The sequence below is a fragment of the Noviherbaspirillum agri genome (assembly GCF_054780595.1).
This window is the reverse complement of the sequence record NZ_BAAGWA010000011.1, coordinates 118,492-145,163: the sequence shown is the minus strand read 5'-3', so window position 1 is coordinate 145,163 and position 26,672 is coordinate 118,492. Positions and strand designations below refer to the sequence as shown.

The window sequence follows — 26,672 nt, the reverse complement described above, 5'->3', positions numbered from 1 at the left end:
AGCGCAAGCACCGCGAGCGCGAAGGCCTGCCGCTCACCGCCATCGATGCGAAGGGCTATTTCATTCCGCTCGAGAGCGTGCGCCGCAACCTCTCCGAGAAAACGGCTGAGCTGGCGACGAAGGCGGGCTAACAGTGTCAGTTGAAGATGTTGTAAAAGGACGGCCAGGAACGCGCGCTTGTGCATGGACGCTGGCGGCGTTGCTCGCAGCATGGGGAGGTGCCGCCTGGAGTGCAGTGCTGACGGTCAAAGCGGGTGAATCGATCGCGGCTGCCATCAAGACAGCCAAGGCGGGGGATACCGTCGAGGTTGAGCGCGGCGACTATGCCGAGCGGCTGGTGATCGATAAGCCGCTGGTGCTCAAGGGCCTCAACCGGCCCACGATACGCGCAGGCTTCGCCGGCGACGTGATCCGCGTGCGCGCGCCCGACGTCACCATTCAGGGCTTCATCGTGCGCGACAGCGGCATCGACCAGACCGCGCAGAATTCGGGCATCTACGCGCAGAAGGGCGCGGACCGGATTACGGTGCAAGATTGCGAGCTGGTGTTCAACCTGTTCGGCATCTGGATTGAAAGCTTGCGCGACGCGCGTGTCGAGCGCAACACCATCACCGGACGGCGCGATCTTCTGTCGGCTGCACGAGGCAATGGCGTGCAGGTGTTTGATGTGAACGGCGTGCAGGTCGTCGATAACAACATCAGCTATGCCCGTGACGGCATCTATGTCGACGTGTCGCGCAATGCCGTCTTCCGCGGCAACAAGATTCATCACCTGCGCTACGGTACCCACTACATGAACACCAACGGCAGCACGTGGGAGGACAACGAGACCTATCTCAATCGCGGTGGCCTGGCGCTGATGGAAGTGCGCGATCTCAAGGTCCGCAATAACAAGGCGTGGGGCAACAGTGACCACGGCATCATGCTGCGAACGATCCAGGATTCGGTGATCGAGAATAATGTGGTTGTCGGTAATGCGCGCGGCTTTTTCATTTACGACGCAGAGTTCAATATCGTGCGCCAGAACCTCGTGATGGGGAACGGTGTCGGTGCGCATGTGTCGGCCGGCTCGAGCAATAACCAAGTGGATGGCAACGACTTCATCGACAATCGCGAGCAAGTCAAGTTTGTGGCCTCGCGCGATGTGGAATGGGGCAAATTGCAGGGCAATTACTGGAGCAACTACAGCGGCTGGGACCAGAACGGTGATGCGCGTGGCGACGTGCCATATGAGGCCAACGACGTGGTGGACCGCCTGAACTGGCAGTATCCGCTGCTCAAACTGGTACTCTCGAGCCCTTCGATACAGACCTTGCGTTTCGTGGCGCGGCAATTTCCGCTGCTGCGTGCGCCCAGCATCGTGGACAGGAACCCACGCATGCGCCCTTTGAATCAGGATTGGAGAAAGTGGAGTGACAAGCAGTCCCATACAGGTGGTTGACGTCAACAAGCGCTTCGGCGATGTGCAGGCGCTCGGTGGCGTCAGCCTGACAGTTGGCAAGGGTGAGATGTTCGGCCTGATCGGCCACAATGGCGCGGGAAAAAGCACATTGTTCAAGCTAATGCTTGGACTCATGCCGCCGACGACAGGCGAAGTGCGCATCCATGGTGTGCTGACCAGCGGACGTGACTTCCGGCAGGCGCGTCGCCGCATCGGCTACCTGCCCGAGAATTTCGTCACCTATGACAATCTCACCGGGCTGGAAGTGCTGCAACTGTTTGCCGACCTCAAGCAGGTTCCCCGAAATGAATGCATGCCCATCCTGGAGCGCGTCGGCCTTGCCGATGCGTCAGGACGCCGGGTGCGCGGTTATTCCAAAGGCATGCGCCAGCGCCTCGGCTTTGCCCAGGTCCTGCTCGGCAATCCGGACCTGATCTTCCTCGACGAGCCGACCAACGGCCTCGACCCGGAAGGCATCCATGACTTTTACCGCATCCTGCGCGATGTTCAGGCACGTGGCGCAACCATCATCATCACTTCGCACATCCTGGCCGAGATCCAGGAGCGGGTGGACCGGCTGGTGATCCTCAATTCCGGGCGCATTGCCGCGGAAGGAACGCTGGCCGAATTGCGCGCAAGGATGGTGCTGCCATCGGTGATCGAACTGACGCTCAATCCGGGGCAGGGACAGCATTTGCATGGCGCACTGGCGCCCATGGGCCTCGAGATGGAGATCGGCGAAGACCAGGCGAGAATTGCCTGCCCACAGGCGAAAAAGGTCGCTGTGCTCGGTGCCATCGGCACGTTGAGCGGTGTAGTACGCGACATCGTCGTGCATGAGCCTTCGCTGGAGGACCTGTTCTTCGGTTACGGAGGTGAGCATGCTTAGTGTCGATTTCGCGCAGGTGCGCATCATCGCCAGCAAGGAATTCCGCGACCGCATCCGCAACCTCTGGGTACTGGCCGTGGCGGTGATCTTCTCCCTGTTTGCACTGGCCATTGCCTATTTCGGCTCCGCCCAGCAGGGCTCCGTCGGCTTTCGCGGCATCGATGTGACGATTGCCAGCCTGGTCAGCCTGGTGATCTATCTTGTGCCCTTGATTGCGCTGATCCTCGGTTACGACGCCATCGTCGGCGAGCGCGAGCGCGGCTCGCTTGAGCTGCTGATGTCGATGCCGATCACCCGCTTCGAGATCCTCTTCGGAAAATACCTCGGCCTTGCGCTGGCGCTGTCGGTCTCGACGGTGGTCGGCTTTGGCGCCGGGCTGTTGCCGATGGCGTCGCAGCTCGGCACGGCCGACCTGTACCACTATCTCGGCTTCGTATTCTCCGCGATCCTGATGGGCATGGCCTTCCTCAGCCTGTCGGTGCTGGTGTCGGTGCTGGTGTCCGACCGCATGCGTGCGTCGGGCCTGGCCATTGCGTTGTGGTTCTTCTTCGTGCTGGTCTTCGACCTGCTGCTGACCGGGGCATTGGTGCTCAGCCAGGGTAACCTCGGCAGTGCAGTCTTCGGCACGCTGCTGATGTTAAATCCCGCCGACGTGTTCCGCCTGCTGAACATCTTCAGTTCCGAACAGGTGCAGACCATGTACGGGCTTGCCACCGTGATGCCCGAGACTCTGACCAATCCGATGGTGCTGGGCGCCATCATGCTCGGCTGGATTGTTATTCCTTTCTTGATTGCAAACTGGAGATTCAAGTGACGACAAAAACAAACAGGCTCGCAGCGACCTTCATGCTGCTTGCTGCGCTTGCCGCTTGCAGCGAAACGACCCAGCAGGCATCGCCGCAGGAGCCGGGCGCCGATACAGCATGCTCGCTCGACGGCATGATGCTGAAGGATTATCCGGGGCCGAAGGCGCAGATTCATTACAAGGAAGGTGCGCCGGAATTTTTCTGCGACCTGATGGAGTTGTTCGGATCGCTGCTCGCGCCGGAGGAAAGGCGGCCGGTGGCCGGTGCGTTCGTGCAGGATATGGGCAAGACCTCATGGGAACATCCGGACGGAAACTGGATCGATGCTAAATCGGCCATCTATGTTGTCGGCAGCAAAAAGACCGGTTCCATGGGGCCGACTTTCGGTTCGTTTTCCAGTCTGCAAGACGCGGAAGCATTCGCGCAGAAGGAGGGCGGGAAAGTCCTTCGTTTCGAGCAGATCACCCTCGACATGGTGAATGTCAACACCGGCGCGCCGGACGACAATTCGATGCATTAAGGAATTGCAATGGACCAGACACTGATAGACGAGCTCGAAGCTAACGAAGACCCGGAAGGCCAGCAGAAACTCTACGCGCAGATCAACTTCGTGCTGCGCGAAACACGCAAGGAAGTCCTCAATCGCTATGGTGTCGATGACGAAGCGGCGCTGCTGGAAAAAATCAGGAGCAAGGCGGTAGAAGAGCATCCCGCCTATAACGATTACCTCGGTGCGCTGATTATCGAGCAGACGCGGCAGCAGGTACGCGGCGACATGATGGCGCGCATGGGCGGCACTGCGGGTAGCGCCGACCGTACCGAGAGCGTGCACCTGATGCTGAAGGAAAAAATCGAGGAACAGTATGCGCAACGCCTTTCAGAGCCGGTGCGCATGGTCCAGGATGCGCTGATCGTCGTCTTCGACAGCGGCTTGCTGATGGAAGTGCGTTACTACAGCGCTGAGGAGTACATGATCAGCTGGAGCTGGGGCGAGGCAGAATTTTGTATCGATACAGCTCCGGTACATCCGGAATGCGCCACATTCCCACATCATCTGCATGGTGATGAGGGGACTATCGTGGCTGATTCTGTTACCCTTCCGGGCACGGATTGCTGGACCAATTTTTCTCGGTTACTAGACATTCTGTTGGTCGACCCATTGCTTGATACGGCGACGCTGGCATAGCAATGGGGCGTGACCTGGACTTACATTTTTTTACCATAAGGAGAAATAGATGAAGGCTCTCACACTTTTGCCGTTTATCGTTGCTGCAGCGCTGGTTGGTTGCGGCGAGAAAGAGGCTCCGCAGTCGGAAGCACCGGCAGCATCTGCACCTGCACCGGCTGCTGAGGCACCTGCCGCAGCACCGGCTCCGGCACCGGCCGCCGAAGCACCAGCCGCTGCTCCAGCCGAACCTGCAGCCAGCGCACCGGCAGCCAGCGCACCGGCAGCCAGCGCACCGGCAACCGCCAGCGCAGGTGACCTCGCCAAGGGCGAGCAGGTGTTCAACGCTAACTGCGTATCCTGCCATGGCGCAGGAGTGATGGGCGCTCCGAAGCTGGGCGACAAGGCTGCATGGGAGCCGCGCATTGCTCAGGGCAAGGATACCGTCTACACCCACGCGCTCAACGGCCTGAAGCTGATGCCGCCAAAGGGTGGCAATGCCAGCCTGAAGGATGAGGACGTGAAGGCCGCCGTGGACTTCATGATCAGCAAGGCAAGCTAACCAGCCAACAAGAAAAGAGCGCCGGGCAACCGGCGCTCTTTTCATCAATCCTCGTCAAAAAGCGGTCTTCCTCGTGGCTTTTGGGACGACCTCCATCTTTCCGTCCTACCCGTATTCTCGCTGATCGCGTTCACCGCCAGCATCATGCGCAATTTCCGTCATTTCCACGGCCCTCTTGTTCTTCTTTTTGCATTGCTGTTCGCTGTATTGGCTGGCTGCGCGCGCAATGACACCATCCATCGTACGCAAGGACATGTATTCGGCACACGGGTCGAGGTCAGCATTTATGGCGAATCCGAACAACGTGCTGCTGACCTCAGTGCCAAGGTGTTGCGCGAGTTCGACCGCCTGCACCACAAGTTCCACGCGTGGCAACCGAGTGCGCTGACTGCGCTGAACGATGCGATCGCCCGCGGCGAGCCGTACGAAGCCGATGCGGAGATGGTCGATATCCTGAAGGCGGCGACCATGCTGGCAGAAAGCTCGGACAACCTGTTCAATCCGGCCGTCGGGCGGCTGATCCGCCTCTGGGGTTTTCAGAGCAGCGATATCACGCCGCATTCGCCTGACCCGGCCAAGATCAAACGGCTGGTGGATGCCAATCCACGCATGACCGACCTGCAGTTCAACGGAACCACCATCAGCAGTCGCAACAAGACAGTGATGCTTGACCTCGGCGGATACGCGAAGGGCTATGCACTCGACCGTGCGGCACACATCCTGCGCGGCGAGGGCGTCAAGGCGGCACTGGTGAATGTCGGCGGCAACATGCTCGCGATCGGCCAGCCCGGCGACCGCTTGTGGACGGTCGGCATACAGGATCCGCGCGGCGAAGGATCCATTGCGGTCGTTAAGCTGCGGGATAACGAAGCAATCGGCACCAGCGGCGATTACCAGCGCTACTTCATGAAGGATGGCAAGCGGCGTCCGCATATCATCGACCCGCGCACCGGGGAGACGACTGATCTGGTCGCCTCGGTGACCATCATCGTCTCGGGTGGCAACGACGCCGGTACACGCTCGGACGGTCATTCCAAGCCCTTGTTTGTCGCAGGGCCTGCGCATTGGCGCGAGATGGCAGCGCGCCTCGGCCTGAAGGAAGTGATGCTGATCGATTCGAACCGGAACGTGGAGATGACACCAGCAATGCGTGAAAGGCTGGCATCGCAGCCGTCCGACAAGGCAGCCCGCTAGGCCGTGTTTGACAAGCTACTGCGCGGCCCGGATTGATGTCTGCGGTGCTCGGCGTACCAGTCGTACGCGTGCGCTCCTCGACACCACTCCGAAACGCTCGCTACACTTGTCAAACACAGCCTAGGCCTGATTAAACAAGCGGCTGCGCGGCTGGTATCGACCTCTGCAGTCTTCGGTATATCGCCGATCCGCGCGTCAAGCTGCGCCTAATCGCTTCGTACACTGAAGTTTGCGAAATGTCCCGATACCTTGCGTATCAGGTCGTCGCTCAGGTTGCCAGCTCCTGCGAGGGATTTCAGGTTCTTGTTTTTGCACCCCTGCGACCGGAAGCTCTGTAGCGCATAGTTCTGCACGCCCATGCCGGCCAGGGTTTGCGCCAGATCGACAACATCGTCCTCGGACAGCAATGACTGGTGCACCGTCGTGCGGAATTCATGTTTCACTCCCGACTCCAGCACTGCCTCGGCACTGATGCGCGCCGATTGGCCGCTGTCGGCGACACCCGTCACGCGCTCATAGCAATCGAACGGTGCCTTGATGTCCAGGCCAACCCAGTCCACCATCGGCAGCACCGCTTTCAGGTGTTTCGGATAGACGCCGCCGCTGTGCAGGCCGACCGAGAAGCCGAGCTTGCGCACATCGGCGATGGCGTCCGGCAGCGCCGGATCGAGTGTCGGTTCGCCGCCGGAAAATACAACTGCATCGATCAGACCAACGCGCTTCTGAAGCAGGCCGAACACGCGCGACCATTGCAACGGGCTTTTCTGCAGACGGAGCTGTAGGTGGGGGTTGTGGCAGTAACCGCATTGCCAGGGGCAACCCTGTACGAATACGACTGCCGAGAGCTTGCCGGGGTAGTCGGTCGCGGTGAATGGTGTGATGCCGCCGACCTTCAGCGAGCGGTGATTCGATTCGGCCGCGAAGCTGCGCGGACTGCTCGCTAACGTACTTGCGCTCATGGAATTCTCCTTTTTTGCCAATATTAAACGAGGACGGCGGCGGGTGATAGTCCATTACGCGGCTGCTGATTCATAGTGTTCGTGCTCTGAATTTGTCGGGATGATTTGGCAGGGAGATGCGATGTTCTTTGTGTCGAGTTTCGGTGTGGATGAACTCCTCGCATGCCTGTAGGTGCTTGTCCTAAGCGGCTGTCGACACTTTTTGGATAGAGCCGATTCCGTCTCGAACAGCTTGGAAACGACGTTCTTGTCGCCGCACGTTGAATAGATTGGAAAGAGGGAGGAACGGTCTGCGTCACGATGATGAACGACAAGCGGAACGGTCTCAGCGCGCGTATTGCCTGAGGCCGGCATGCCTCCAGACTGGAAACAACTCGGTCATGTAATGGCGCAGCTCATCCTGCTTTTCCAGTGCATCGCACGGAGGCGCGGTGCTGCCGACTGGCAGCGGCAAGGAGCTGGTGTCGTACGGCATGCCGGGCATGCCAGCCTGCAGGATGTCGGTGAAATGCTTACGCATTGCGTTCGCAAATCAGTGGGCCTTGCCTTTAGCAGGCGTGACATCCAAGTCGTATAAATTGCTGGTCTGTTCCTGGAACTCCAGCATGCGACCGATGATTCGGTATCGAACAGCGCCTTGCGTGTGCGGTGCAAGGCGCATGGCAGGAGGTCGTAACGTGCGAACTGCACCGCATGCATCGCGCTGCGGTGCAGTTCGCAAGGGTTGGCTTTCGGACCTTCGTCCTTACGCCATGAAACGGTCAGCGCGAGGTCGTGCCGGATCCGGACGGCGTGGTGGTCGTTGTTCCGGGGGAGGTTGTGGTGCCGCTGCCGGATGTGTCGTTTGATGTCCCGGATGTGCCGGAAGTCGAATCCACCGTGCCGGAAGACCCCGTGCCCGTTGTGCCGGAAGACCCGCTACCCCAGGTGCTCGAGCTTGAGCCGCTGCTCGACGGCGTCGTACTGCTGTCCGTCCCCGACGTACCGGAAGAGGTGCCGCTCGTATCGGAGCTGCCAGTGCCAGTCGTGCCGGATGTGCCTGAAGTACCGGAGGTGCCTGAAGTGCCGGAGGTGCCGCTGGTGCCCGACGTGTCCGTACCTGTCGTGCCGGAAGAGCCAGTCCCGGAAGTTCCTGACATGCCGGAGCTACCCGATCCGCTGGAGCTGCTGTCTGTTCCGGAAGTGCCAGATGTGGTGCTTCCGGTTCCGGATGTATCTGAGCCCGTCGTGCCGGATGCTCCCGACGTTCCCGAGGTTCCGCTGCCCGTGCCCCAAGTGCCGGATGACGTGCTTCCGGACCCGGAGGTGTCAGTCCCGGAGGAGCCGGAGGAACCGCTTGTATCCGAGCTGCCCGATGATCCGGACATACCTGAGCTACCTGAAGTGCCGGAGGTGTCCGACGTGCCGCCATAGCTTGGAGGCGGCGGGACACTCAGGCCGGAGCCGCCGGTGGTGGCGCCAGAACTTGTCCCCGATGATCCGCTGGTGGATGGCGTTGTGCTACTGCCGGAGCTGCTGCTCTCCGACGACCCGCTTGTGCCGCTCATATCCGATGTGCCGGATGTACCGGAGGTGCCGGATGAAGAGGCACCGGATGTCGTGCTGTCTGTTTTCGGTGTGGTCGTTTGCGTCGTGGTCGTGGTGGTCACCGCTCCCTGGTCACCGCTTCCCGATGAAGCGGCGCTGCCGGAGGTGCCGCTGCTGCCGGAAGTATCTGTGGACGATCCCGGTGTGGTCGGTGCAGCGCTTGGAGTTGGGCTCTGGCTGGGATCGTTGGTCGTCGTGGTTGTCGTTGTCTGGCCGAACGAGGCAGTCGCTGTGCCAATTAGCGACAGGAAAATGGCTATGGGTAATTTCTTCATGCTCGCTCCTACATATGAATGGTGGATTCTTCAGAAACTGCCGAAGATGTGTTTTAGACCACTATTTCTCGCGGGGTTCGCATCAATTCGCGCGAGAAGCGACAAACGGTATTTCAAAATGTAACTGAAGCCTTTGGTTCCTCCGGAATTGAAATCCGGATGCCGGTATTGCTGCCTGCTTGCAATCGCAGTGGCATTGGCAATGGGTACAGCTCGTATGTTTCCATGCAGCCTAAGGAGGGAAGTTCGTGCACCCCGATGGCACCCGGCGCAAACGTCGGTGCTCGATGCATGCCACACGATCCGGCCATATCGGCCGAGTACACAAGCGACATTGTTTGCCTCTTGGAGGGAAAGTTCCAGGCAAGTGCATTTATTCACCCACCGATCGTCAAATACGCGGGTAGCGCATTTGCGGCGGGTATGCCGATATAGAAACACGCAAAAGCACACCAGTTGCTATACGGTAAATATCTTTGAAATTCTTAACACAGGTTAAGTCAGCGGATTGACCCCGGAGTAGGCCGGACTTACGATTTTTGTGCGGCTTCAGATTTCCTGAAACGCTACTGATGTCCTGAGCAGGTTTACTAGATAGGAGCACCCCAGGTGCCGGCCGCCCCAACCAAGTTGCAGCTACTTCCCCCGGAACTGGAGGAGCAGCTCCGCAGCAAGCACGAATCCGACGTGGACCAGCTGCTCCCGATCGTCGGCCCGGTATTGGGCATGCTGATGATCGGTTTTGGCTTGCGAGACTACCTCATTGACCCGGAGCATGCGGGGCAGGCCTTCCTTCTGCGTGTTGCCGCAGTGGTGATCTCGGTGATCGCCTTTCGGCGCACAACCCTGGGCTGGACTCCGACCCAGCGTGCCGGGTTCATATACTGGATCTACGCTTCTGCGCTCATCGGTGTTTCCAGTCTGCTCAAGGACGGTGCGTACTATGGATTGATAACCATCTCCGCGTCGATATTCCTGGTCACCCTGACCTCCCTGCGCATATCGACCTTCCTCTGGATTGCGAGCGGTCCGTTCTTCCTTTACGCAGTAGTGGCAGCGCGCGAGATGTCGTTCATTGCTTACCTCAACGATATCGTTTCCTACCTCTTGAATGCCTGCCTTGCGCTTGTCCTGATGCTGATGTTCCGTTTCTTCCGGCAGAAGGCATTCCTGCTCGAGCTGCAACTGACGCATGTGGCCCGGCATGATGCGCTCACCAGCTTGTACAACCGCGGACATTTCAATGAGCTGGCCGCGCAGGAAATCATGCGCGCGCGGCGCCATCAACGACCGCTTGCCGTCGCGATGCTCGATATTGATCGTTTCAAGAACATCAACGACACATATGGCCATGAAATCGGCGACCTCGCGCTCAAAGCCTTTGCGGATGCGTGCCGCGGCTGCGTGAGGGAGACCGACCGGCTCGGGCGCATCGGCGGCGAAGAGTTCGCGTGCCTGTTGCCGGAAACATCAGAGAGCGAGGCTATTGCTTGCGCCGAACGTTTGCGCACATGCATCGAGGACTTGAGGGTCGACACGCCGAAGGGAAAAATCCAGTTCACCGTCAGCATCGGTGTGGCCGTCCTGCAGCCGGAACACATGGACTGGGATTGCCTGCTGCGTGATGCGGACAGCGCCTTGTACCAAGCGAAGTGCGAAGGGCGGAACAGGGTAGTGCTCGCAAAGCCCTGCTCATCTCGACCACCGCATGGAGTGGACGCCGCCTAGCTTTTCAACAGGCTCTAAACGATTCCAATGCCTCGATGACTATGACCGTTAGCTCAACCAGCCCATCCGCAACAGAGAAGTCGACCGAGATAATGAAACTATCCAACCCATCAGGAGAAGCGACGTTAAGCGACCGCTTCGGGCGGTCTATCGATTACCTTCGCCTGTCGGTGACAGACCGCTGTGACCTGCGCTGCAGCTACTGTATTCCCAAAGGCTTCAAGGGATTTGAGGAGCCGAAGCATTGGCTCACGTTTGACGAAATCGAGCGCTTGTTGCATGTGTTTGCACGCCTTGGCACTTCGCGCATCCGCATGACCGGAGGCGAGCCGCTGTTAAGGCGCAATCTGCCGGAACTGGCCGAACGCGTTGCGCGACTGCCCGGTGTACGCGATCTCTCGCTGTCGACAAATGCTACGCGCCTCGCCCGACATGCAGGCGAGTTAAAAGCTGCCGGCGTTTCCCGTATCAACGTCAGCCTCGATTCGCTCGATCGTGGCTGCATGGAAAAGATCACCGGGCGCGACAGCCTGCAGCAGATCCTTGATGGGATCATGGCCGGCAAGGAGGCGGGATTCAGTCCGATCAAGATCAACATGGTCGCGATGCGCGGGATCAATGACGGCGAGATCGACGCGATGGTGGAGTTCTGCATCGAGCACGGGTTCATCCTTCGCCTGATCGAAGCCATGCCGATGGGCGCCACAGGGCGCGACACTTCGTTTCTCGAGCTTGGTCCGATCCAGGCTCGCCTGCAGGAACGCTTCGGCCTGAAGCCGCAGGCAGCGGAGTTAGGTGGCGGCCCCGCGCGCTACCTCGCGACGCCGGATGGCCGTGCGAGCGTCGGCTTCATTACGCCGATGTCGCAGCACTTTTGCGCAACCTGCAACCGGGTACGCCTGTCTGTTGACGGTACCTTGTACCTCTGCCTTGGACAGGAAGAGAAATTCGAGTTCCGCCCGCTCTTGCGCGGCGGAGCCAGCGATGCTGAGCTCGAAACGGCAATCCGGCAGGCGATCGAACTCAAGCCGCAGAAACACGAGTTCAGCGAGCGTCCGGAAAAGATCGTCCGCTTCATGGCGCAAACCGGCGGATAGTGACGGTGAGGTGCGGACGCTGGAGTTGCTGGCGGATTCCCGCATCACAGATGCAGATGCAGATGCTTCGCTGTCATCCTGATCCGTCACCGGCTGCTGTTGCCGATGCTGTTCATTCGGCAGGAAGCGCGGTCAAGAAGCACGCGCTGAACATCTTGAGAAACGGAGTCTGCCAAGCCGTATGTCGGCCACCGTATTCGCGCTCGGGCACAGGATGGCCGGCGGGTTGAGCGTCGAAGCCGGCCTGATGGCCGGACGAGGTGGAGATGACGGAATCGTGGATTCAGCGCCGGTACGGACCGGGGGCGGCCCGCAGAAAATGAGAATGGACGGTGGGTTTTCCGCTATGCCGCTCAGGTACTGCAGCGGCCGCAGCAACCGCCGCATGACTCCTCTTGCGGCTTGTCCGCCTTTACACCGTAACCGGCTTTCGCCAGCACGGCCTTCATTTCCTGCGTCGCGGTAAGCTGGTCGTCGAACTGGACGATGGCGCGGCTCTGCGGAAACGAGACGCTCACATTGCTCACACCGTCAATCGTCTTGAGGGCGCGCATGACGGTTTCAGTGCAATCTTCAGTGGTCATTCCCGTGACATGCAGGATTTCGGTTTGCATGGTGCTTCCTATAAAAAATGAAGAGTGGAGCTGCATGCCGCAAATGAATCACGCTGAAGCGATCACGCGGCGTAAGCTCAGGACGCAGTGATGCTAATCGAATCGCGAGATGCGCTTGAATGATCTGGATCAAGCTATGGCGGATCTTGGGGGAAACCTGTCGTGCTGCCCCGTTGGTTGGGCTGAGTCCTGCGGAAGGGGAGGTGAAACCATACCGGTGCAAGCGCGTTGCCTGCACCGGCGATACGATCAGTGTGCCATCAGCACCGGAACGGTCATGGACTCCAGCACGGTGCGGGTGACGCCGCCGAGCAGGATCTCGCGGAAGCGTGAGTGGCCGTATCCACCCATCACCAGCATATCGGAGCCAAGATCGGCGGCAATCGACAGCAGGGCATTGCCCACGTCGATGTCCGTCTTCTGGCGAACGACGTTGACCTTGATGCCATGGCGCGCGAGGTACAGTCCAATGTCCGCACCGGGTTGCTCGCCATGTGCGTCACCGCGCGAATCCGGGTTGAACACGACGACATCGACATTGTCGGCGCGTCTGAGCAGCGGAATCGCCGCAGTCACTGCGCGAGTTGCACTGGTGCTTGCGTCCCACGCAATCAGAGCGCGCCTGGCCACCGTCTCGTACTGGCCGGCGTACGGCACGACCAGAACCGGGCGGCCGGAGTTCATGATGACAAATTCGGGGAAGTCGGGCAGCGTCGTGGATGACGGTTCGTCAAGGTCAGTCTGGCCGATCACCACGAGGTCGCTGTAGCGAGCCTGGAGGCTGATGCCGCCGCCTGCTTCGTCGTCAACCTGGCGTGCTTCGTAGGAGGCGACGCCCATGTTCTTTGCGGTTGCCTCAAACTTTGCCAGCGCTTCCTTCGCATGGTTGCGCAGTTCATCGAGATGGCCGTCGAGGTGCGTCGACATGGCGCCACCCTCATAGATGAACTTGGACTGATAAATGAAGCGCGACACGCCGGACGGTGCAGCGCCGATCAGGTGCGCTTCCTCGTTCATGGCAATCCTGGCGGCGATCTTGATGCGTTCGCCGGCATGCTTGTCGTTGTCAACATGGACGAGTACGGTTTTGTACGGCATTTGATACCCCTTTTTATGATTGGCTAAGCTTTTGCCAGAGCAAATTCAAGGTCTGGGAGCGAGCGTTATTCACTTTCTACGCACTTTCTACGCAGTTTGTGCGACATAAGCGTAGGGCCAAGCGGCAATGCAGTCCAGAAAAATACGAGGACTGCAAACATTAGTTCCGGGCTTTTTGATTCAGATCAAACGTCTCCGAGCGTGTGGTTTGAATGCGGACACGCCAGCAGAATTGTACTGTGCGATTGCATAAAATGTGCTTGGTCCACAGACCGGAAGAGCATGTCGACACCGACCACCGAAGGCGCTGGCAAGCTCGACGAAATCGAAGTGCAATAAACGGGAGTCCTGCGACGACATGCAATCGGCGCGAGTTTGTTCTGGCATGATCGCAGGAGACTGCACCGACTGTCGTGACCTGACAATGCATACTCGCCGCGCGTGTGACGGCGTTACCTGCCAAGAGCAATAACAACCCTGAAGGCTGTGTATGAGCATCCGGAATCTGAAATATCTCTTTGAACCACGTTCAATCGCCGTTATCGGCGCTTCCGCAAAGCCCCATAGCGTCGGGGCGACGGTGCTGGAGAATCTGACGACGGGCGGGTTCACCGGGCAGATCATTCCGGTCAATCCGAAGTACGAATCCTTGTCCGGCCTGAAGGTCTATCCCGGCGTGGCAAAGCTGCCCAGCGCTCCCGACCTGGCCGTCATTTGTACGCCGCCGGCAACGGTCCCGGGCATCATCGGCGACCTTGGCAAGCTCGGCACCAAAGCGGCAATTGTGCTCACAGCCGGCCTCGGTTCCGTCAAGGATCTGCGCGGCCGGAACATGAAAGACCTGATGCTGGCCGCAGCCAAGCCGCATCTGCTGCGTATTCTCGGGCCCAATTGCGTCGGACTGCTCGTGCCGGGCCAAGGCGTGAATGCGAGTTTTGCGCACACTGGTGCGTTGCCGGGCAAGATTGCGTTCGTGTCGCAGTCCGGTGCCATGGTGACCGGCGTGCTGGACTGGGCGAAATCCCGTGGCATCGGTTTTTCGAAGTTCATTTCACTTGGAGATAGTGCCGACGTGGATTTCGGCGACGTGCTCGACTATCTCGCAACCGACCCAGACACGCACGCGATCCTCCTGTACATGGAGGGAATCACGGACGCACGAAAATTCATGTCCGCAGCGCGCTCTGCTGCACGCAGCAAGCCTACGCTCGTCATCAAGGCGGGCAGGGCGCCGGAAGGCGCGAAAGCCGCTGCGTCGCATACCGGCGCCCTGACGGGATCGGACGATGTGTATGACGCCGCGATACGGCGCGCCGGCATGCTGCGCGTCTATACCACGATGGATCTCTTCGATGCGGTGGAAACGCTCGGGCGTTCGCGGCCGGTGAAGGGCGACCGCCTCGCGATTCTTACCAATGGCGGCGGTCCCGGCGTACTTGCAACCGACGCCTTGATCGGCAAGAACGGCTGCCTGGCAAATCTTTCGCCGGCAGCAATGCGAAAACTCGACGAGATACTTCCGCCCACCTGGTCCCGCGGCAATCCGATCGACATCATCGGCGATGCACCGGCCGAGCGATACATCGCAGCGCTGGAGGTGCTATTGCAGGAGGCAGACGTGGATGCCACGTTGTTCATCCACGCGCCGACGGCGATCGTTCCGAGTGCGGAAATCGCTGCTGCGGTTGCACCTGTTCTCAAGGCGGCATCGCGCAATGTACTTGCGTGCTGGCTTGGCGGCGAGTCGGTGGCACAAGCGCGGACAATCTTCTCTGACGCGGGCATTCCGACCTATGAGACGCCGGAGGAAGCGGTAAGGGGTTTCATGCAGACGGTGCAGTATCACCGCAACCAGAAACTCCTGATGGAAGTCCCTGCTTCCGTGACTGATGCATTTTCCGAAGACCGGGCCACGGCGCGCTCCATCGTGCGACAAGTCCTCGCCAGCGGCCGGAGTGCGCTGTCCGAGCCGGAGGCGAAGCAGGTACTGGCGGCCTATGGCGTGCCCGTTGTGCAAACCCGATCCGTGCGCACGGTGGAAGAGGCTGCACAATGCGCTGCGGAAATCGGTTTTCCGGTGGCCTTGAAAGTTCTGTCGCCGGACATCGTGCACAAATCCGATGTGGGTGGCGTCGTGCTTGACCTTGCTGATGCCGACGCCGTCACCAGTGCTGCCAGTGCAATGAACAAACGGCTGATGGAACTTCGGCCCGACGCGCGTCTTGGCGGCTTCTCCGTGCAGTCAATGGTGCGCCGGCCGAATGCACATGAACTGATCGTCGGCGTGGCAACCGATCCCTTGTTCGGGCCGGTGATCCTGTTCGGCCAGGGCGGCATCGCTGTCGAAGTGACGGCGGACCATGCCGTAGCGCTGCCGCCGCTGAACATGGTGCTGGCACGCGACCTGATCTCCCGTACTCGGGTGTCGAAGCTCCTGGCCGGATTCCGCCACCGGAGCGCTGCCGATGTCGATGCAATCTGTCATACGCTGATACAGATTTCACACCTCATCATCGACATACCCGAGATAGCCGAGCTGGACATCAATCCCCTGTTGGCGGACGAAAAAGGCGTGATTGCGCTGGACGCTCGGATCAGCGTAAAGACCGCAGAGAAACATGGTGTCGACCGCCTGGCTATCCGGCCTTATCCGGAAGAACTTGAAGAGTGGATTTCTTGGCAAGGCATTCCGATCCTGCTACGGCCGATTCGTCCGGAAGATGGCCCTCAGCACATCGAGTTCTTCAACTCGCTCGATCCTGAAGACGTGCGCATGCGCATGTTTGTTCGTATGCGTGAGCTTTCCCATGCGCAGCTGGCACGCATGACACAGATCGATTACAACCGTGAAATGGCGTTTATCGCCACACGCAAGCGGGAGGATGGCGGTGCGGAAACACTCGGCGTGGCGCGGGTAATTTTCGATCCTGACAATGTCAGCGCCGAGTTTGCAATCAGCGTTCGTTCCGATCTCAAGGGAAAGGGCCTGGGACGAGTTCTGATGAACAAGCTGATTGCATACTGCCGCGAACGAGGCACCCAGGAAATTGTCGGCGAAGCACTTACCTATAACGGCCCTTTGCTCGCACTGGTCAAGGACCTCGGTTTCGAGACGCATCGTTCGCTGGATAACGACACGACTCTGTTGAAGCTTCCGCTACGGTAGACGCTATCTCGCGACACCTCGTCCGTAGGAGGCTTTTGCAGCATCATCGGCGACGTTGCGGTTGCCTTGGCGTCAGATGCGATATAAGATTCATCCTATATGAATCTTTATGGAGCAATGATGAGCCTACTCAGCATCGAAGAGCCGCAAGCAGCAGGGCAGGGGAAGCCGACGCTGATGCACCATCCTCTGTTTCGCCTCGGTTTTCGCCCCTTTTATTTGCTGGCGGCAGCGTTTGCCGCAGTCAGTGTCCCGCTCTGGATCGCGCGGTATTTCGGCTTTGCTCAGGTGCTGAACCGTGTCGACCTGAACTGGCACATGCATGAAATGGTGTTCGGTTTCGCAGTCGCGGTGATCGTTGGTTTTGTGTTCACTGCGGCGCGTAACTGGACCGGTCTGTGGACACCTCGTCGCGGACATCTGGCGGCATTGGCGGGCGTCTGGCTTGCAGGACGCCTCACGATGCTGTTCGCTCCGGCATTGCTGGCCGCAGTGGTCGATCTGCTATTCCTGCCATTGGCGGCATGGCCGATCTACCGTGTGCTTCAGCGCACTGGCAACAAGCGCAACATGTTCCTGGTCGGCCTGCTTTCGCTTCTTGCTGTTGTCAATGCAGCGTTCCATGCTGCGACACTCGGCTGGATCAAGATCTCTTCTGTCACGCCGATCCATGCCGCGATCCTCATCATCGTCATGATCGAATCCGTGATCGGCGGACGCGTTATCCCGGGGTTTACCGCAAACGGCGTCGTCGGAGTCAAACCTGTCACGGATGCGAAGCGTGACCGGATCTGCATTGCGCTGACTGCATTTGCTGCCGCCGCCTGGGTCATGCAGGTGCCTGCACCGCTCGTGGCTGCACTTGCCTTTGCAGCCGGCTGCGCGCATGTGCTGCGGCTGTCAGGGTGGAAGCCGCATCGGACCTTGGGCAAACCCCTGGTGTGGATTTTGCACATTTCCTATGCATGGATTCCGGTCGGCTTTTTCATGTTGTCGCTGGCAGCGATGAACATGACGACAAGCAGTGCAGCCTTTCACGTCCTCGCGATCGGCTCCATGGCGGGACTCATCATCGGCATGATCACACGCACCGCACTCGGCCATACCGGACGCCAGTTGGACGCCGGCACCAGCGAGCTGGTCATGTACGTTCTGGTCCAGGCAGGTGTCGTTGCTCGACTTCTTGCGGCGACAAATGCGCTTGGATTGCGCAACACGATGCTTGTTGCAGCAGCGGTGTGCTGGTCTGCCGCATTTCTCCTGTATGTCGTTGTGTACGGCCCGTATCTGATGAGCGCGCGCATCGACGGCCGCGAGGGCTGACGAGGGCTGTAGGGCGGGTTGTCAACGTGCCCACGCAGGCAGCGGATTTTTTCGGCTGTCACGGGAAGTAAAGGCGTACCCGGTACATGACTCGACGACTGGCAGCGCCGAGCGATGACAAGAATGTGCAAGCCCACAGTGCAGCCTCAGGCACTGATACGGCAGCTCAACGACTCGTTTCGGTGAGCTTGACGCAATTTTGGGCCTGTGGCGTTTGACAAAAAGGGAGGAATTGCGCTACACGATTGGTTTCCGGGCTTTTTGACTTAGATCAAGGTGATTGCGTACCCCCCTCCGTACACTGCAAGCCAGTCAGAGCGCGCCCCCCTCTTGGGGTGCATGGCAGCAGGAGTGAAACGAGATGGCAGTTCCCGCAAATGCAGTGTCCCCGATTCCGGTCGTTCAGTTCGACGCCGCGTTGATCCGAAAGCTGAGCCAGCAAGGCCCACGCTATACCTCGTATCCGACGGCCGATCGCTTCACTGAAGACTTCAGGATGGGCGATTATCTGCAGGCGGTGAACAGTGTGCGCGCAATGGGTGCACGCAATCCATTGTCGATCTATGTTCACATCCCGTTCTGCGACAAACTCTGCTACTACTGCGCCTGCAACAAGATCATCACGAAAAACCGCAGCAAGGCAGAGACCTACCTCACTTACCTGAAGCGTGAGATAGAAATGCAAGGCAGGCTGTTCGCCGAGATGAATCAGGTCGAGCAGCTGCACTTCGGCGGCGGTACGCCGACCTATCTGTCCGATGAGCAAATGAGCGATTTGCTCGCACACCTGCGCAAATGGTTCCGTTTTGCCACCGACGAATCCGGCGAGTATTCGATCGAAATCGACCCGCGTACCGTGTCGCCGGAACGCATCCATTCCCTGCGCGCGCAGGGCTTCAACCGTATCAGTCTTGGGGTGCAGGATTTCGATCCGGAGGTGCAGAAAGCCGTCAACCGTATCCAGCCGGAAGAGCAAACCCGGTCCGTGATCCAGGCGGCGCGTGATGCGGGTTTCCGTTCGATCAGCATCGACCTGATCTATGGCCTGCCGAAGCAGAACCTGATCACGATGGGACAAACCTTGTCGAAAGTGATCTCGGCCGACCCGGATCGCATTTCGATCTACAACTACGCGCACATGCCGGCCTTGTTCAAGCCGCAGCGCCGCATCAATGAGGACGAGCTGCCGAGCGGGGAAACCAAGCTTGACATGCTTGCCCTGTGCATCAAGCGGCTGACCGATGCCGGCTATGTGTACATCGGCATGGACCACTTCGCCAAGCCCAACGATGACCTCGCCGTCGCACAGCGACAGGGGCGCCTGCATCGCAATTTCCAAGGCTATTCAACGCATGCGGAAGCGGAGATGGTCTCCTGCGGCGTGTCTGCGATCAGTGCTGTGGGCTCAACCTATAGCCAGAATGAAAAGACGCTGGAAGCGTATTACGAGCGTATCGAGCAAGGGGAACTGCCGATCGCGCGCGGATTCAAACTCAGCGTCGATGATCTGCTCCGTCGCATCATCATCCAGATGTTGATGTGTAATTTCGAGCTTTCCATCCGCTCGCTCGAGCTTGCCTATCCGATTACCTTCGCGGACTACTTTGCGACCGAAATCGAGAAGCTCCGCGAACTGGAAGCCGACGGACTGCTGACCATCGGCTCCGAATGGCTGACAGTGACGCCGAAAGGCCGACTGCTGATCCGTAACATCTGCATGGTGTTTGACCGCTACCTGAACACCAAGAAGGAAGTGAAGATGGAGCGGATGCGCTACTCGAAAACGATCTGATCAAAAACGATCTGATCATTGGGTTGAGTGACGCTCTGCAGCAAATCGGCTGATCAGCGATAATGCTGGCCGGCCAGCAGGCGTGTCCGTCGGCTGGCTTGAACTTTTGATATCTACCGATAAGTGACCGAGCTACACTTTCTTTCCGTTTTCATGATCGGCCTGCTTGGCGGTGTGCACTGCGTAGGCATGTGCGGCGGGATTGTAAGTGCGTTTTCGGTTGCATCGACATCTACCCGGCGTCCCTTTCCTGTCCCCGTCAGCGGCGGTTCCGGCGCCATCGCGCAACCGGCAGTCTTCTCCGACGTCCTGCGCGTCGTAGCTTACAACGCCGGACGCATTTCAAGTTATGCCATTGCCGGTGCTGTTGCCGGTGGCGTCGCACAGGGCGTGCGCACCTTGTCATTCATGTCATCTCTCCAGATTGCCGGCTATTGGCTGGCAAACCTGATGCTCGTCGCCCTCGGCCTCTACCTGATGGATGCCTGGCGCGGCCTTGCGCGACTTGAGGCCGCCGGCCAAGTCGTCTGGCGCCGGTTGCAGCCGTTGATGAAGCATTTGCTGCCGGTCGACAGCATCGGGAAGGCCTTCGCGCTTGGTGGGTTGTGGGGCTGGGTTCCTTGCGGCATGGTGTACAGCGTTTTGCTTACCGCGATGCTGAGTGGTTCGGCGTTGTCGGGTGCGACCGTGATGCTGGCTTTCGGTGCGGGCACATTGCCGGTGCTGATTACGATGGGCATGCTCGGCTCCCGCCTTCAGGTTTGGACTCGCAAACGCTCGGTGCGCGTGGCAAGCGGGCTGCTGGTCCTTGCCTTCGGCGTGCTTGGCCTTGTACGGGCCACTAGTGGTCTGTCGCTGGGCTGGCTTGATGCAATTTGCATCACTCCGCCGGCAGGGGGGCACTGATGAGCGCTGTTGTTGCGGCAGGCAGCGAGTCCGCTGCGCTGAACTGCTTTCACTGTGGCTTGCCGGTTCCGCCCGATTCCCGCTGGAGCGTCAAGGTTGCCGGTATCGATCGATCAATGTGCTGCCCGGGTTGCGAAGCCGTGGCGCAGGCAATTGTCGACAACGGCTTGTCCGATTACTACCTGACCCGGAATGCATTCTCGCCAACTGCGGATGGCAAATCCCTGGTTCCCGACGAATTGAAGCTCTACGATGCACCGGAAGTGCTGGAACGATTCGTCGGACCGGGCGACGACAACGAGGAGTTCTGCGAGGCGGTATTTTCTGTTGATGGAATCCGCTGTGCCGCCTGTGTCTGGCTGATCGAACGCCGTCTGGCGGGGGTGAAAGGCGTGCAGACACTTAACTTGAACGTTGCCACCGAGCGGCTTCAGGTGCGTTGGCAAAAGGATAGCTGCAAACCCAGCGACATTCTGAAAGCAGTGCGAGAAGTCGGCTACGTAGCGTATCCGTTCGACGCCGTCAGGCATGGAGAGCAGCTTCAACGCGCGAGCAAGACACTTTTCCGCCAGCTGTTCATTGCCGGGCTGTCCATGATGCAGGTCATGATGTACGCCGTCCCGGTCTATCTCGCCACAGATGGAACCATGGACGCGGACATGGAAAACCTGATGCGCTGGGCGAGCCTGTTCCTGACCATCCCGGCCGTATTCTATTCTGCGTTGCCCTTCTTCAAAGGGGCATGGGCCAACCTGAAAAGCCGGGCACTCGGCATGGATGTGCCCGTTGCGCTGGGCATCGCTGCAGCATTCGCCGGGAGCGTCGTCGCAACCGTGAAAGGTGAGGGCGATGTCTACTTCGACTCTGCGACGATGTTCATCTTCCTGCTCTTGTGCAGCCGGTACCTCGAGCTTGTCGCACGTCGAAAGGCGGCTTCGGCGCTGGAGCGCTTGCAGCACGCGCTGCCCACATCAGCCGCGCGCATGCCGTATTTTCCTGAGGACCGTACGCCGGAAGTGGTGCCCGCCGGGCAGTTATGCGAAGGCGATATGGTTCTGGTGAAGCCGGGGGAAGTGATCGCCGCCGACTGCATCATCGTCGAAGGCAGCACCGCGATCGACCTGTCGCTGCTCACGGGCGAAAGCCGTCCGCAGCCGAAGGGGCTAGGCGATGCGCTGCCCGGGGGGGCGGTCAACGCAGTGCAACCTATCGTGGTCAAAGTGACAAAGCTGGCCCGCGACAGTGCGTTGTCAACGCTGGTAAAGCTGATCGAGCGGGCAGGGCAGGCCAAGCCGCAGTTGTCGCTATGGGCCGACAAGGTCGCAGCATGGTTCGTCGCAGTGCTTCTCCTGTTCGCCGTCGTCATCTTTTTTGCTTGGCAATGGGTGGATCCGTCGCGTGCATGGCCAATTGCGATCGCCGTGTTGGTTGTATCGTGCCCCTGTGCCCTGTCGCTGGCGACGCCCAGCGCCTTGGCGGCGGCAACCGATCGGCTCGTGCGCCAAGGTGTGCTGGTGGTGCAGTCTCATGTATTGGAAACCTTGCATCGTACGACCCATGTCATCTTTGACAAGACGGGGACATTGACTCTCGGCCGGCCCGCATTGCGCCAGATCAGCGTGCTCGGCGCCCAGTCCGATGCGTGGTGTCTGGCCACGGCGGCCGCCTTGGAGGCATCCAGTGCGCATCCGCTCGCGGCGGCAATCATGGACGCTGTGCAGCGACTTCCGGAAGGTATGCGACGCCCCATTGCGGCCGATGTTGAGTCGGCGGCCGGGCAGGGACTGTCGGGTGTTGTTGACGGCCTTCGGTACCGATTTGGCTCCGCGGCCTTTGTGCAGGAAGTCACGGGAAGCAGTGCGCCTGTAACGGAAGAAAGCGGCCTGACCTCGGTATACCTGGGCGCCGAATCCGGATGGCTGGCGCGCTTCGACCTTGCCGACGCCATACGCCCGGACGCAAGGCAGGTCGTCCAACACTTCCAGGCGCGTGGCAAGCAGGTCATCCTGCTCAGTGGCGACCAGCAGGGCGTTACGCAGCGCGTGGCCGATGAACTCGGAATCGATGCTGCATACGGAGAGCGGTTGCCAGACCAGAAACTGGAATTCGTCCAGAAGCTGCAGGCAGCAGGCGCCGTGGTGGCGATGGTGGGTGACGGCATTAACGATGCTGCAGTCCTGCGCGCCGCGGATGTCTCGTTTGCGATGGGAAGCGGTGCGGCTCTGGCTCAGACGCATGCAGATACGGTACTGCTGTCGGGGCGGCTGAGTTCAGTCGCCGAAACTGATCAGACTGCAGCAAAGACCATGGCAATCGTGCGTCAGAACCTGGCGTGGGCGACGGTCTATAACATTACGGCGATTCCCGCAGCGGCGCTTGGGCTGCTTAATCCGTGGCTGTCAGGGATCGGCATGTCGCTCAGTTCGGCAATCGTCGTCATCAATGCATTACGTTTGCGGCGCATATCGCGGACTAACGCCGCGGCGGTCGATGGAACGGCGCAGTTGAGCCGTCATGGCGCCTAATACGATATTGGCAAGTTATGGAAGCTCTCTATCTTCTCGTCCCTATTAGTATCCTGATCGTCTTTGTCGCGATATGGATCTTCTTCCGCGCCTCGGATAGCGGACAGTTCGACGATCTCGTCGGCCCGGGTATGCGAATACTGCAAGATGATGACCGAATACCAGAGGAAAATTTGTCGGAAAAATCCGGTCAAGACACTTCCAAAACCCGCTAAAATTGCGGCTTTTTTTTAGCCTAAAAGGGCCTACCGACGGAAGGGTTTGCTTGATTTGGGTCAATTTGATTCAAGTCAAAGCTTTTTGGGAACCCGAGTCGTACCCTCGCCTCATTCTTTGTTACTAACCCTGGGAGATCGTACGTGGATACATCACTGAACTACAACTACAAGGTCGTGAAGCAGTTCGCGATCGCTACTGTAGTGTGGGGCGTGGTGGGTATGCTGGTCGGCGTGTTTGTCGCCGCACAGCTCGCCTGGCCCGCTCTTAACTTCGACATCGCCTGGCTCAGCTACGGCCGCTTGCGGCCTCTGCACACCAATGCTGTTATTTTTGCATTTGGTGGCAGCGCGCTGTTTGCCACTTCCTACTATGTCGTGCAGCGTACCAGCCAGGTACGCCTGTTCTCCGACGGCCTTGCCGCCTTTACCTTCTGGGGCTGGCAGCTCGTCATCCTTGCAGCGGCGATCTCTCTCCCGCTCGGCTACACCTCCGGCAAGGAATATGCCGAACTGGAATGGCCGATCGACATCCTGATCGCACTGGTGTGGGTGTCCTATGCCGTCGTGTTCTTCGGCACGCTGGTCAAGCGCAAGGTGCCGCATATCTATGTCGCGAACTGGTTCTTCGGTGGCTTTATCCTGGCCGTCGCGCTGCTGCACATCTTCAACAGCATGGCAATGCCGGTTTCGGCTATGAAGTCCTACTCTGCCTATGCAGGCGTGCAGGACGCCATGGTTCAGTGGTGGTACGGCCATAACGCGGTGGGCTTCTTCCTGACCGCAGGCTTCCTTGGCATGATGTACTACTTCATTCCGAAGCAAGCCGACAAGCCGGTTTACTCCTATCGCCTGTCGATCGTGCACTTCTGGGCGCTGATCTTCACCTACATGTGGGCGGGTCCGCACCACCTGCACTACACCGCATTACCTGACTGGACCCAGTCGATCGGTATGGTGTTCTCGCTGATTCTGCTGGCACCTTCCTGGGGCGGCATGATCAACGGCATCATGACCCTGTCCGGCGCATGGAACAAGCTGCGTAACGATCCGATCCTGAAGTTCCTGATCGTGTCCCTGTCGTTCTATGGCATGTCGACCTTCGAAGGTCCGATGATGTCCATCAAGACCGTCAACGCACTGTCGCACTACACCGACTGGACCGTCGGCCACGTGCACGCTGGCGCACTGGGTTGGGTCGGCTTCATCACGATGGGCTCGATCTACTATCTGATCCCGCGCCTGTTCGGCAAGACACAGATGCATAGCGTCCGCCTGATCGAAGTCCACTTCTGGGTTGCGACCATCGGTATCGTGCTGTACATCGCCGCAATGTGGATCGCTGGCGTCATGCAAGGCCTGATGTGGCGCGCAGTGAATGCCGACGGCACGCTGACCTACACCTTTGTCGAGTCCGTTAAAGCGACCTACCCGTACTACGTGATCCGCTTTACCGGTGGCCTGTTGTACCTGACTGGCATGATCCTGATGGCATACAACACGTTCATGACCGTGCGTGGCGGCAAAGCCGTTGAGGCTCGCATCCCGGCACTGGCGCCGACTCACGCTTGAATCTAGGAGCAGCAATGAAGAAATTTACTCATGAACTGATTGAAAAGAACCCTTGGCTGCTGATCATCCTGATCGTTCTGGTGGTCAGCGTCGGCGGCCTGGTCGAGATCGTGCCGCTGTTCTTCCAGAAGTCGACGACGGAACCGATTGCCGGCCTCAAGCCTTATGAACCGCTGCGCCTGGCAGGCCGCGACATTTACGTCCGTGAAGGTTGCTACAACTGCCATTCGCAGATGATTCGTCCGTTCCGCGCCGAGACCGAACGCTACGGCCACTACTCGGTCGCGGCCGAGTATGTGTATGACCGTCCGTTCCAGTGGGGCTCCAAGCGTACCGGTCCGGATCTGGCACGCGTTGGCGGCCGTTACAGCGACGAATGGCATCGCACCCATCTGAACAACCCGCGTGATGTGGTGCCGGAGTCGAACATGCCCGGCTACCCGTGGCTGGCGAAGACCAAGCTTGACCCGGAGTCTGTCGTGCCGAAGATGCGTGCATTGCAGACGCTGGGCCATCCTTACACTGAAGAGGAAATTGCAGCAGCACCGAAAGCCCTGGAAGGCAAGACCGAGGAGGATGCCGTGGTCGCCTATCTGCAAGGTCTGGGTGTGTTGATCAAGGCGAAGAGGTAATCAATCATGGGTCTCGAAAACCTAATTATTGATGCGCGCAGCGTCATCACTGTACTGAGCTTCATCAGCTTCATTGGCATCGTCTGGTGGGCATACAGTGCGCGTCGCAGCGCAGACTTCGAAGCGGCAGCCAACCTGCCGTTCGCCGATGAAATGGATATCCAAGCTGCGGAGAAAAAACAACATGTCTGACTTTACAAGTGAATTCTGGAGCGTTTACATCACCGCGCTGACGTTGCTCGGCATTGGTGGCTGTGCGCTGCTCCTGTGGGCGCAATCGAAGGCGAAGGTAGTCGTTTCCAGCGATGGCGGACCGGAAGATAAAACCACCGGCCATAGCTGGGACGAAGGTCTTGCCGAGTTGAACAACCCGATGCCGCGCTGGTGGATGTGGATGTTTTACATCACCATCGTGTTCGGCCTCGTATATCTGGCGCTGTATCCCGGCCTGGGTTCGTTCGCCGGCAAGCTGGGCTGGAAGTCAACCGGGGCATATCAGGCTGAACTGCAAAAGGCGGACGAAGAGTTCGGCCCGATCTTTGCGAAGTACCAGCAGCAGGACCTGAAGGCAGTGGCCAGCGATCCTCAGGCACGTGCCATCGGTGAGCGTCTGTTCCTGACTTACTGCGCACAGTGCCACGGCTCGGATGCCCGCGGTAACAAGGGTTTCCCGAACCTGACCGACGGCGACTGGTTGTATGGCGGCGATCCGGAAGTGATCAAGACCACCATCCTCGGTGGCCGCAGCGGCATGATGCCGACCATGGCAGCCGCAGTGGGATCCGACAAAGATGTCGAAAATGTTGCACACTACGTACTTAGCCTGTCCGGTTCCACCGCCGATCCGATTAAAGCCGCCTTTGGCAAGGAGAAGTTCGGTGCGTGCGCAGCATGTCATGGTCCGGAGGGCAAGGGTAACCAGGCAATCGGTGCTCCAAACCTGACAGACAAGACCTGGCTGTACGGCGGCAGCGCTGACACCATCAAGGAAACCATCACGAAGGGCCGCACGAACACCATGCCGCCGTTCAAGGAATTCCTGGGCGAAGCGAAGGTCCATGTACTGGCAGCTTACGTTTGGAGCCTGTCCAACGACAAAACGACAGTCGCGCAAAAGTGACGACCT

The 26,672-nt window shown here is 59.2% G+C and carries 25 protein-coding genes and 1 pseudogene; 21 read left to right on the top strand and 5 right to left on the bottom strand.

What is annotated here, in order from left to right; genetic code table 11:
- Positions 1-133: 133 nt before the first annotated feature.
- From ACYVIA_RS17415 to ACYVIA_RS17385, 7 genes are all read left to right on the top strand, one after another.
- Complete coding sequence (locus ACYVIA_RS17415) at positions 134-1,441, top strand: nitrous oxide reductase family maturation protein NosD (RefSeq protein ID WP_460843017.1); 1,308 nt, start codon at positions 134-136, stop codon at positions 1,439-1,441.
- Positions 1,413-2,330 (top strand): ABC transporter ATP-binding protein, encoded by a 918-nt coding sequence (locus ACYVIA_RS17410; protein WP_460843015.1) that lies wholly within the window; start codon positions 1,413-1,415, stop codon positions 2,328-2,330. The genes ACYVIA_RS17415 and ACYVIA_RS17410 overlap by 29 nt, the downstream gene beginning before the upstream one ends.
- Positions 2,323-3,144, top strand: a complete 822-nt coding sequence (locus ACYVIA_RS17405) for an ABC transporter permease (protein ID WP_460843014.1) — start codon at positions 2,323-2,325, stop codon at positions 3,142-3,144. The genes ACYVIA_RS17410 and ACYVIA_RS17405 overlap by 8 nt, the downstream gene beginning before the upstream one ends.
- A complete protein-coding gene (locus ACYVIA_RS17400; RefSeq protein ID WP_460843012.1) occupies positions 3,141-3,656 on the top strand; it encodes a nitrous oxide reductase accessory protein NosL in 516 nt (171 codons plus the stop codon). Before ACYVIA_RS17405 ends, ACYVIA_RS17400 begins: the two co-directional genes overlap by 4 nt.
- Positions 3,657-3,665: 9 nt before the next feature.
- Positions 3,666-4,322 carry a hypothetical protein gene (locus ACYVIA_RS17395; RefSeq protein WP_460843010.1) on the top strand — a complete coding sequence of 219 codons (657 nt, stop codon included), beginning with the start codon at positions 3,666-3,668 and terminating at the stop codon, positions 4,320-4,322.
- Between the two features lie 49 nt (positions 4,323-4,371).
- Positions 4,372-4,863, top strand: coding sequence for a c-type cytochrome (locus ACYVIA_RS17390; protein WP_460843008.1), 492 nt, complete (start codon positions 4,372-4,374; stop codon positions 4,861-4,863).
- A gap of 144 nt (positions 4,864-5,007) precedes the next feature.
- Complete coding sequence (locus ACYVIA_RS17385) at positions 5,008-6,057, top strand: FAD:protein FMN transferase (protein ID WP_460843007.1); 1,050 nt, start codon at positions 5,008-5,010, stop codon at positions 6,055-6,057.
- Between the two features lie 206 nt (positions 6,058-6,263).
- Here the strand turns inward: ACYVIA_RS17385 and ACYVIA_RS17380 are convergent, their stop codons facing one another.
- From ACYVIA_RS17380 to ACYVIA_RS17370, 3 genes and pseudogenes are all read right to left on the bottom strand, one after another.
- The gene (locus ACYVIA_RS17380; RefSeq protein WP_460843005.1) at positions 6,264-7,016 is read right to left on the bottom strand and encodes an anaerobic ribonucleoside-triphosphate reductase activating protein; all 753 of its coding nucleotides are present in this window, start codon (positions 7,014-7,016) and stop codon (positions 6,264-6,266) included.
- Positions 6,988-7,086: pseudogene (locus ACYVIA_RS17375) on the bottom strand (anaerobic ribonucleoside-triphosphate reductase); the annotation flags it as partial. The gene ACYVIA_RS17380 and the pseudogene ACYVIA_RS17375, both read right to left, overlap by 29 nt.
- A gap of 255 nt (positions 7,087-7,341) precedes the next feature.
- Complete coding sequence (locus ACYVIA_RS17370) at positions 7,342-7,536, bottom strand: hypothetical protein (protein ID WP_460843003.1); 195 nt, start codon at positions 7,534-7,536, stop codon at positions 7,342-7,344.
- 254 nt (positions 7,537-7,790) lie between these two features.
- On the opposite strand from ACYVIA_RS17370, the gene ACYVIA_RS17365 reads away from it, so the two are divergent.
- The 4 genes from ACYVIA_RS17365 to moaA all read left to right on the top strand — a co-directional run bounded on the left by ACYVIA_RS17365 (position 7,791) and on the right by moaA (position 11,703).
- Positions 7,791-8,429 (top strand): hypothetical protein, encoded by a 639-nt coding sequence (locus tag ACYVIA_RS17365; protein ID WP_460843001.1) that lies wholly within the window; start codon positions 7,791-7,793, stop codon positions 8,427-8,429.
- 39 nt (positions 8,430-8,468) lie between these two features.
- A complete protein-coding gene (locus tag ACYVIA_RS17360; protein WP_460843000.1) occupies positions 8,469-9,002 on the top strand; it encodes a hypothetical protein in 534 nt (177 codons plus the stop codon).
- A 485-nt stretch (positions 9,003-9,487) separates the two neighbouring features.
- Complete coding sequence (locus ACYVIA_RS17355) at positions 9,488-10,606, top strand: GGDEF domain-containing protein (protein WP_460842998.1); 1,119 nt, start codon at positions 9,488-9,490, stop codon at positions 10,604-10,606.
- 92 nt (positions 10,607-10,698) lie between these two features.
- Entirely contained in the window at positions 10,699-11,703 is a 1,005-nt protein-coding gene (gene moaA, locus ACYVIA_RS17350; protein WP_460842996.1) for a GTP 3',8-cyclase MoaA, read from the top strand.
- A gap of 353 nt (positions 11,704-12,056) precedes the next feature.
- On the opposite strand, the gene ACYVIA_RS17345 is transcribed toward moaA, so the two are convergent.
- Both ACYVIA_RS17345 and ACYVIA_RS17340 read right to left on the bottom strand, forming a co-directional pair.
- A complete protein-coding gene (locus ACYVIA_RS17345) occupies positions 12,057-12,317 on the bottom strand; it encodes a heavy-metal-associated domain-containing protein (protein ID WP_460842995.1) in 261 nt (86 codons plus the stop codon).
- A 249-nt stretch (positions 12,318-12,566) separates the two neighbouring features.
- Positions 12,567-13,415, bottom strand: coding sequence for a universal stress protein (locus ACYVIA_RS17340; protein WP_460842993.1), 849 nt, complete (start codon positions 13,413-13,415; stop codon positions 12,567-12,569).
- 490 nt (positions 13,416-13,905) lie between these two features.
- Here ACYVIA_RS17340 and ACYVIA_RS17335 point away from each other — a divergent pair, with 490 nt between their 5' ends.
- The 10 genes from ACYVIA_RS17335 (at position 13,906) to ccoP (ending at position 26,666) form a co-directional block, all read left to right on the top strand.
- Positions 13,906-16,581, top strand: coding sequence for a bifunctional acetate--CoA ligase family protein/GNAT family N-acetyltransferase (locus tag ACYVIA_RS17335; RefSeq protein WP_460842991.1), 2,676 nt, complete (start codon positions 13,906-13,908; stop codon positions 16,579-16,581).
- Between the two features lie 117 nt (positions 16,582-16,698).
- Positions 16,699-17,904: an NnrS family protein gene (locus tag ACYVIA_RS17330; protein ID WP_460842989.1), complete on the top strand. Its 1,206-nt coding sequence runs from the start codon at positions 16,699-16,701 to the stop codon at positions 17,902-17,904.
- Between the two features lie 361 nt (positions 17,905-18,265).
- Positions 18,266-19,696, top strand: coding sequence for an oxygen-independent coproporphyrinogen III oxidase (hemN, locus tag ACYVIA_RS17325; protein ID WP_460842987.1), 1,431 nt, complete (start codon positions 18,266-18,268; stop codon positions 19,694-19,696).
- A gap of 123 nt (positions 19,697-19,819) precedes the next feature.
- The gene (locus ACYVIA_RS17320; RefSeq protein ID WP_460842985.1) at positions 19,820-20,602 is read left to right on the top strand and encodes a sulfite exporter TauE/SafE family protein; all 783 of its coding nucleotides are present in this window, start codon (positions 19,820-19,822) and stop codon (positions 20,600-20,602) included.
- A complete protein-coding gene (locus ACYVIA_RS17315) occupies positions 20,602-23,127 on the top strand; it encodes a heavy metal translocating P-type ATPase (RefSeq protein ID WP_460842983.1) in 2,526 nt (841 codons plus the stop codon). Before ACYVIA_RS17320 ends, ACYVIA_RS17315 begins: the two co-directional genes overlap by 1 nt.
- Before the next feature lie 17 nt (positions 23,128-23,144).
- A complete protein-coding gene (gene ccoS, locus ACYVIA_RS17310) occupies positions 23,145-23,342 on the top strand; it encodes a cbb3-type cytochrome oxidase assembly protein CcoS (RefSeq protein WP_460842981.1) in 198 nt (65 codons plus the stop codon).
- A 144-nt stretch (positions 23,343-23,486) separates the two neighbouring features.
- Entirely contained in the window at positions 23,487-24,914 is a 1,428-nt protein-coding gene (gene ccoN, locus ACYVIA_RS17305) for a cytochrome-c oxidase, cbb3-type subunit I (protein ID WP_460842979.1), read from the top strand.
- Positions 24,915-24,928: 14 nt separating this feature from the next.
- On the top strand, positions 24,929-25,546 hold the full coding sequence (gene ccoO / locus ACYVIA_RS17300) for a cytochrome-c oxidase, cbb3-type subunit II (protein WP_460842977.1): 618 nt from the start codon (positions 24,929-24,931) through the stop codon (positions 25,544-25,546).
- Positions 25,547-25,552: 6 nt separating this feature from the next.
- Positions 25,553-25,738 (top strand): cbb3-type cytochrome oxidase subunit 3, encoded by a 186-nt coding sequence (locus tag ACYVIA_RS17295; protein WP_460842975.1) that lies wholly within the window; start codon positions 25,553-25,555, stop codon positions 25,736-25,738.
- Entirely contained in the window at positions 25,731-26,666 is a 936-nt protein-coding gene (gene ccoP, locus ACYVIA_RS17290; protein ID WP_460842973.1) for a cytochrome-c oxidase, cbb3-type subunit III, read from the top strand. The genes ACYVIA_RS17295 and ccoP overlap by 8 nt, the downstream gene beginning before the upstream one ends.
- The last annotated feature ends 6 nt before the right edge of the window (positions 26,667-26,672 follow it).

Excerpts from the sequence above, each read along its gene's own strand:
- ccoO (WP_460842977.1), top strand. The coding sequence starts at position 24,929 with ATGAAGAAATTTACTCATGAACTGATTGAAAAGAACCCTTGGCTGCTG.
- ACYVIA_RS17340 (WP_460842993.1), bottom strand. The coding sequence starts at position 13,415 with ATGCCGTACAAAACCGTACTCGTCCATGTTGACAACGACAAGCATGCC.
- ccoP (WP_460842973.1), top strand. The coding sequence starts at position 25,731 with ATGTCTGACTTTACAAGTGAATTCTGGAGCGTTTACATCACCGCGCTG.
- ACYVIA_RS17370 (WP_460843003.1), bottom strand. The coding sequence starts at position 7,536 with ATGCGTAAGCATTTCACCGACATCCTGCAGGCTGGCATGCCCGGCATG.
- ACYVIA_RS17315 (WP_460842983.1), top strand. The coding sequence starts at position 20,602 with ATGAGCGCTGTTGTTGCGGCAGGCAGCGAGTCCGCTGCGCTGAACTGC.
- hemN (WP_460842987.1), top strand. The coding sequence starts at position 18,266 with ATGGCAGTTCCCGCAAATGCAGTGTCCCCGATTCCGGTCGTTCAGTTC.
- ACYVIA_RS17405 (WP_460843014.1), top strand. The coding sequence starts at position 2,323 with ATGCTTAGTGTCGATTTCGCGCAGGTGCGCATCATCGCCAGCAAGGAA.
- ACYVIA_RS17380 (WP_460843005.1), bottom strand. The coding sequence starts at position 7,016 with ATGAGCGCAAGTACGTTAGCGAGCAGTCCGCGCAGCTTCGCGGCCGAA.
- moaA (WP_460842996.1), top strand. The coding sequence starts at position 10,699 with ATGAAACTATCCAACCCATCAGGAGAAGCGACGTTAAGCGACCGCTTC.
- ACYVIA_RS17335 (WP_460842991.1), top strand. The coding sequence starts at position 13,906 with ATGAGCATCCGGAATCTGAAATATCTCTTTGAACCACGTTCAATCGCC.
- ACYVIA_RS17395 (WP_460843010.1), top strand. The coding sequence starts at position 3,666 with ATGGACCAGACACTGATAGACGAGCTCGAAGCTAACGAAGACCCGGAA.
- ACYVIA_RS17330 (WP_460842989.1), top strand. The coding sequence starts at position 16,699 with ATGATGAGCCTACTCAGCATCGAAGAGCCGCAAGCAGCAGGGCAGGGG.
- ACYVIA_RS17295 (WP_460842975.1), top strand. The coding sequence starts at position 25,553 with ATGGGTCTCGAAAACCTAATTATTGATGCGCGCAGCGTCATCACTGTA.
- ACYVIA_RS17390 (WP_460843008.1), top strand. The coding sequence starts at position 4,372 with ATGAAGGCTCTCACACTTTTGCCGTTTATCGTTGCTGCAGCGCTGGTT.
- ACYVIA_RS17385 (WP_460843007.1), top strand. The coding sequence starts at position 5,008 with ATGCGCAATTTCCGTCATTTCCACGGCCCTCTTGTTCTTCTTTTTGCA.
- ccoS (WP_460842981.1), top strand. The coding sequence starts at position 23,145 with ATGGAAGCTCTCTATCTTCTCGTCCCTATTAGTATCCTGATCGTCTTT.
- ACYVIA_RS17345 (WP_460842995.1), bottom strand. The coding sequence starts at position 12,317 with ATGCAAACCGAAATCCTGCATGTCACGGGAATGACCACTGAAGATTGC.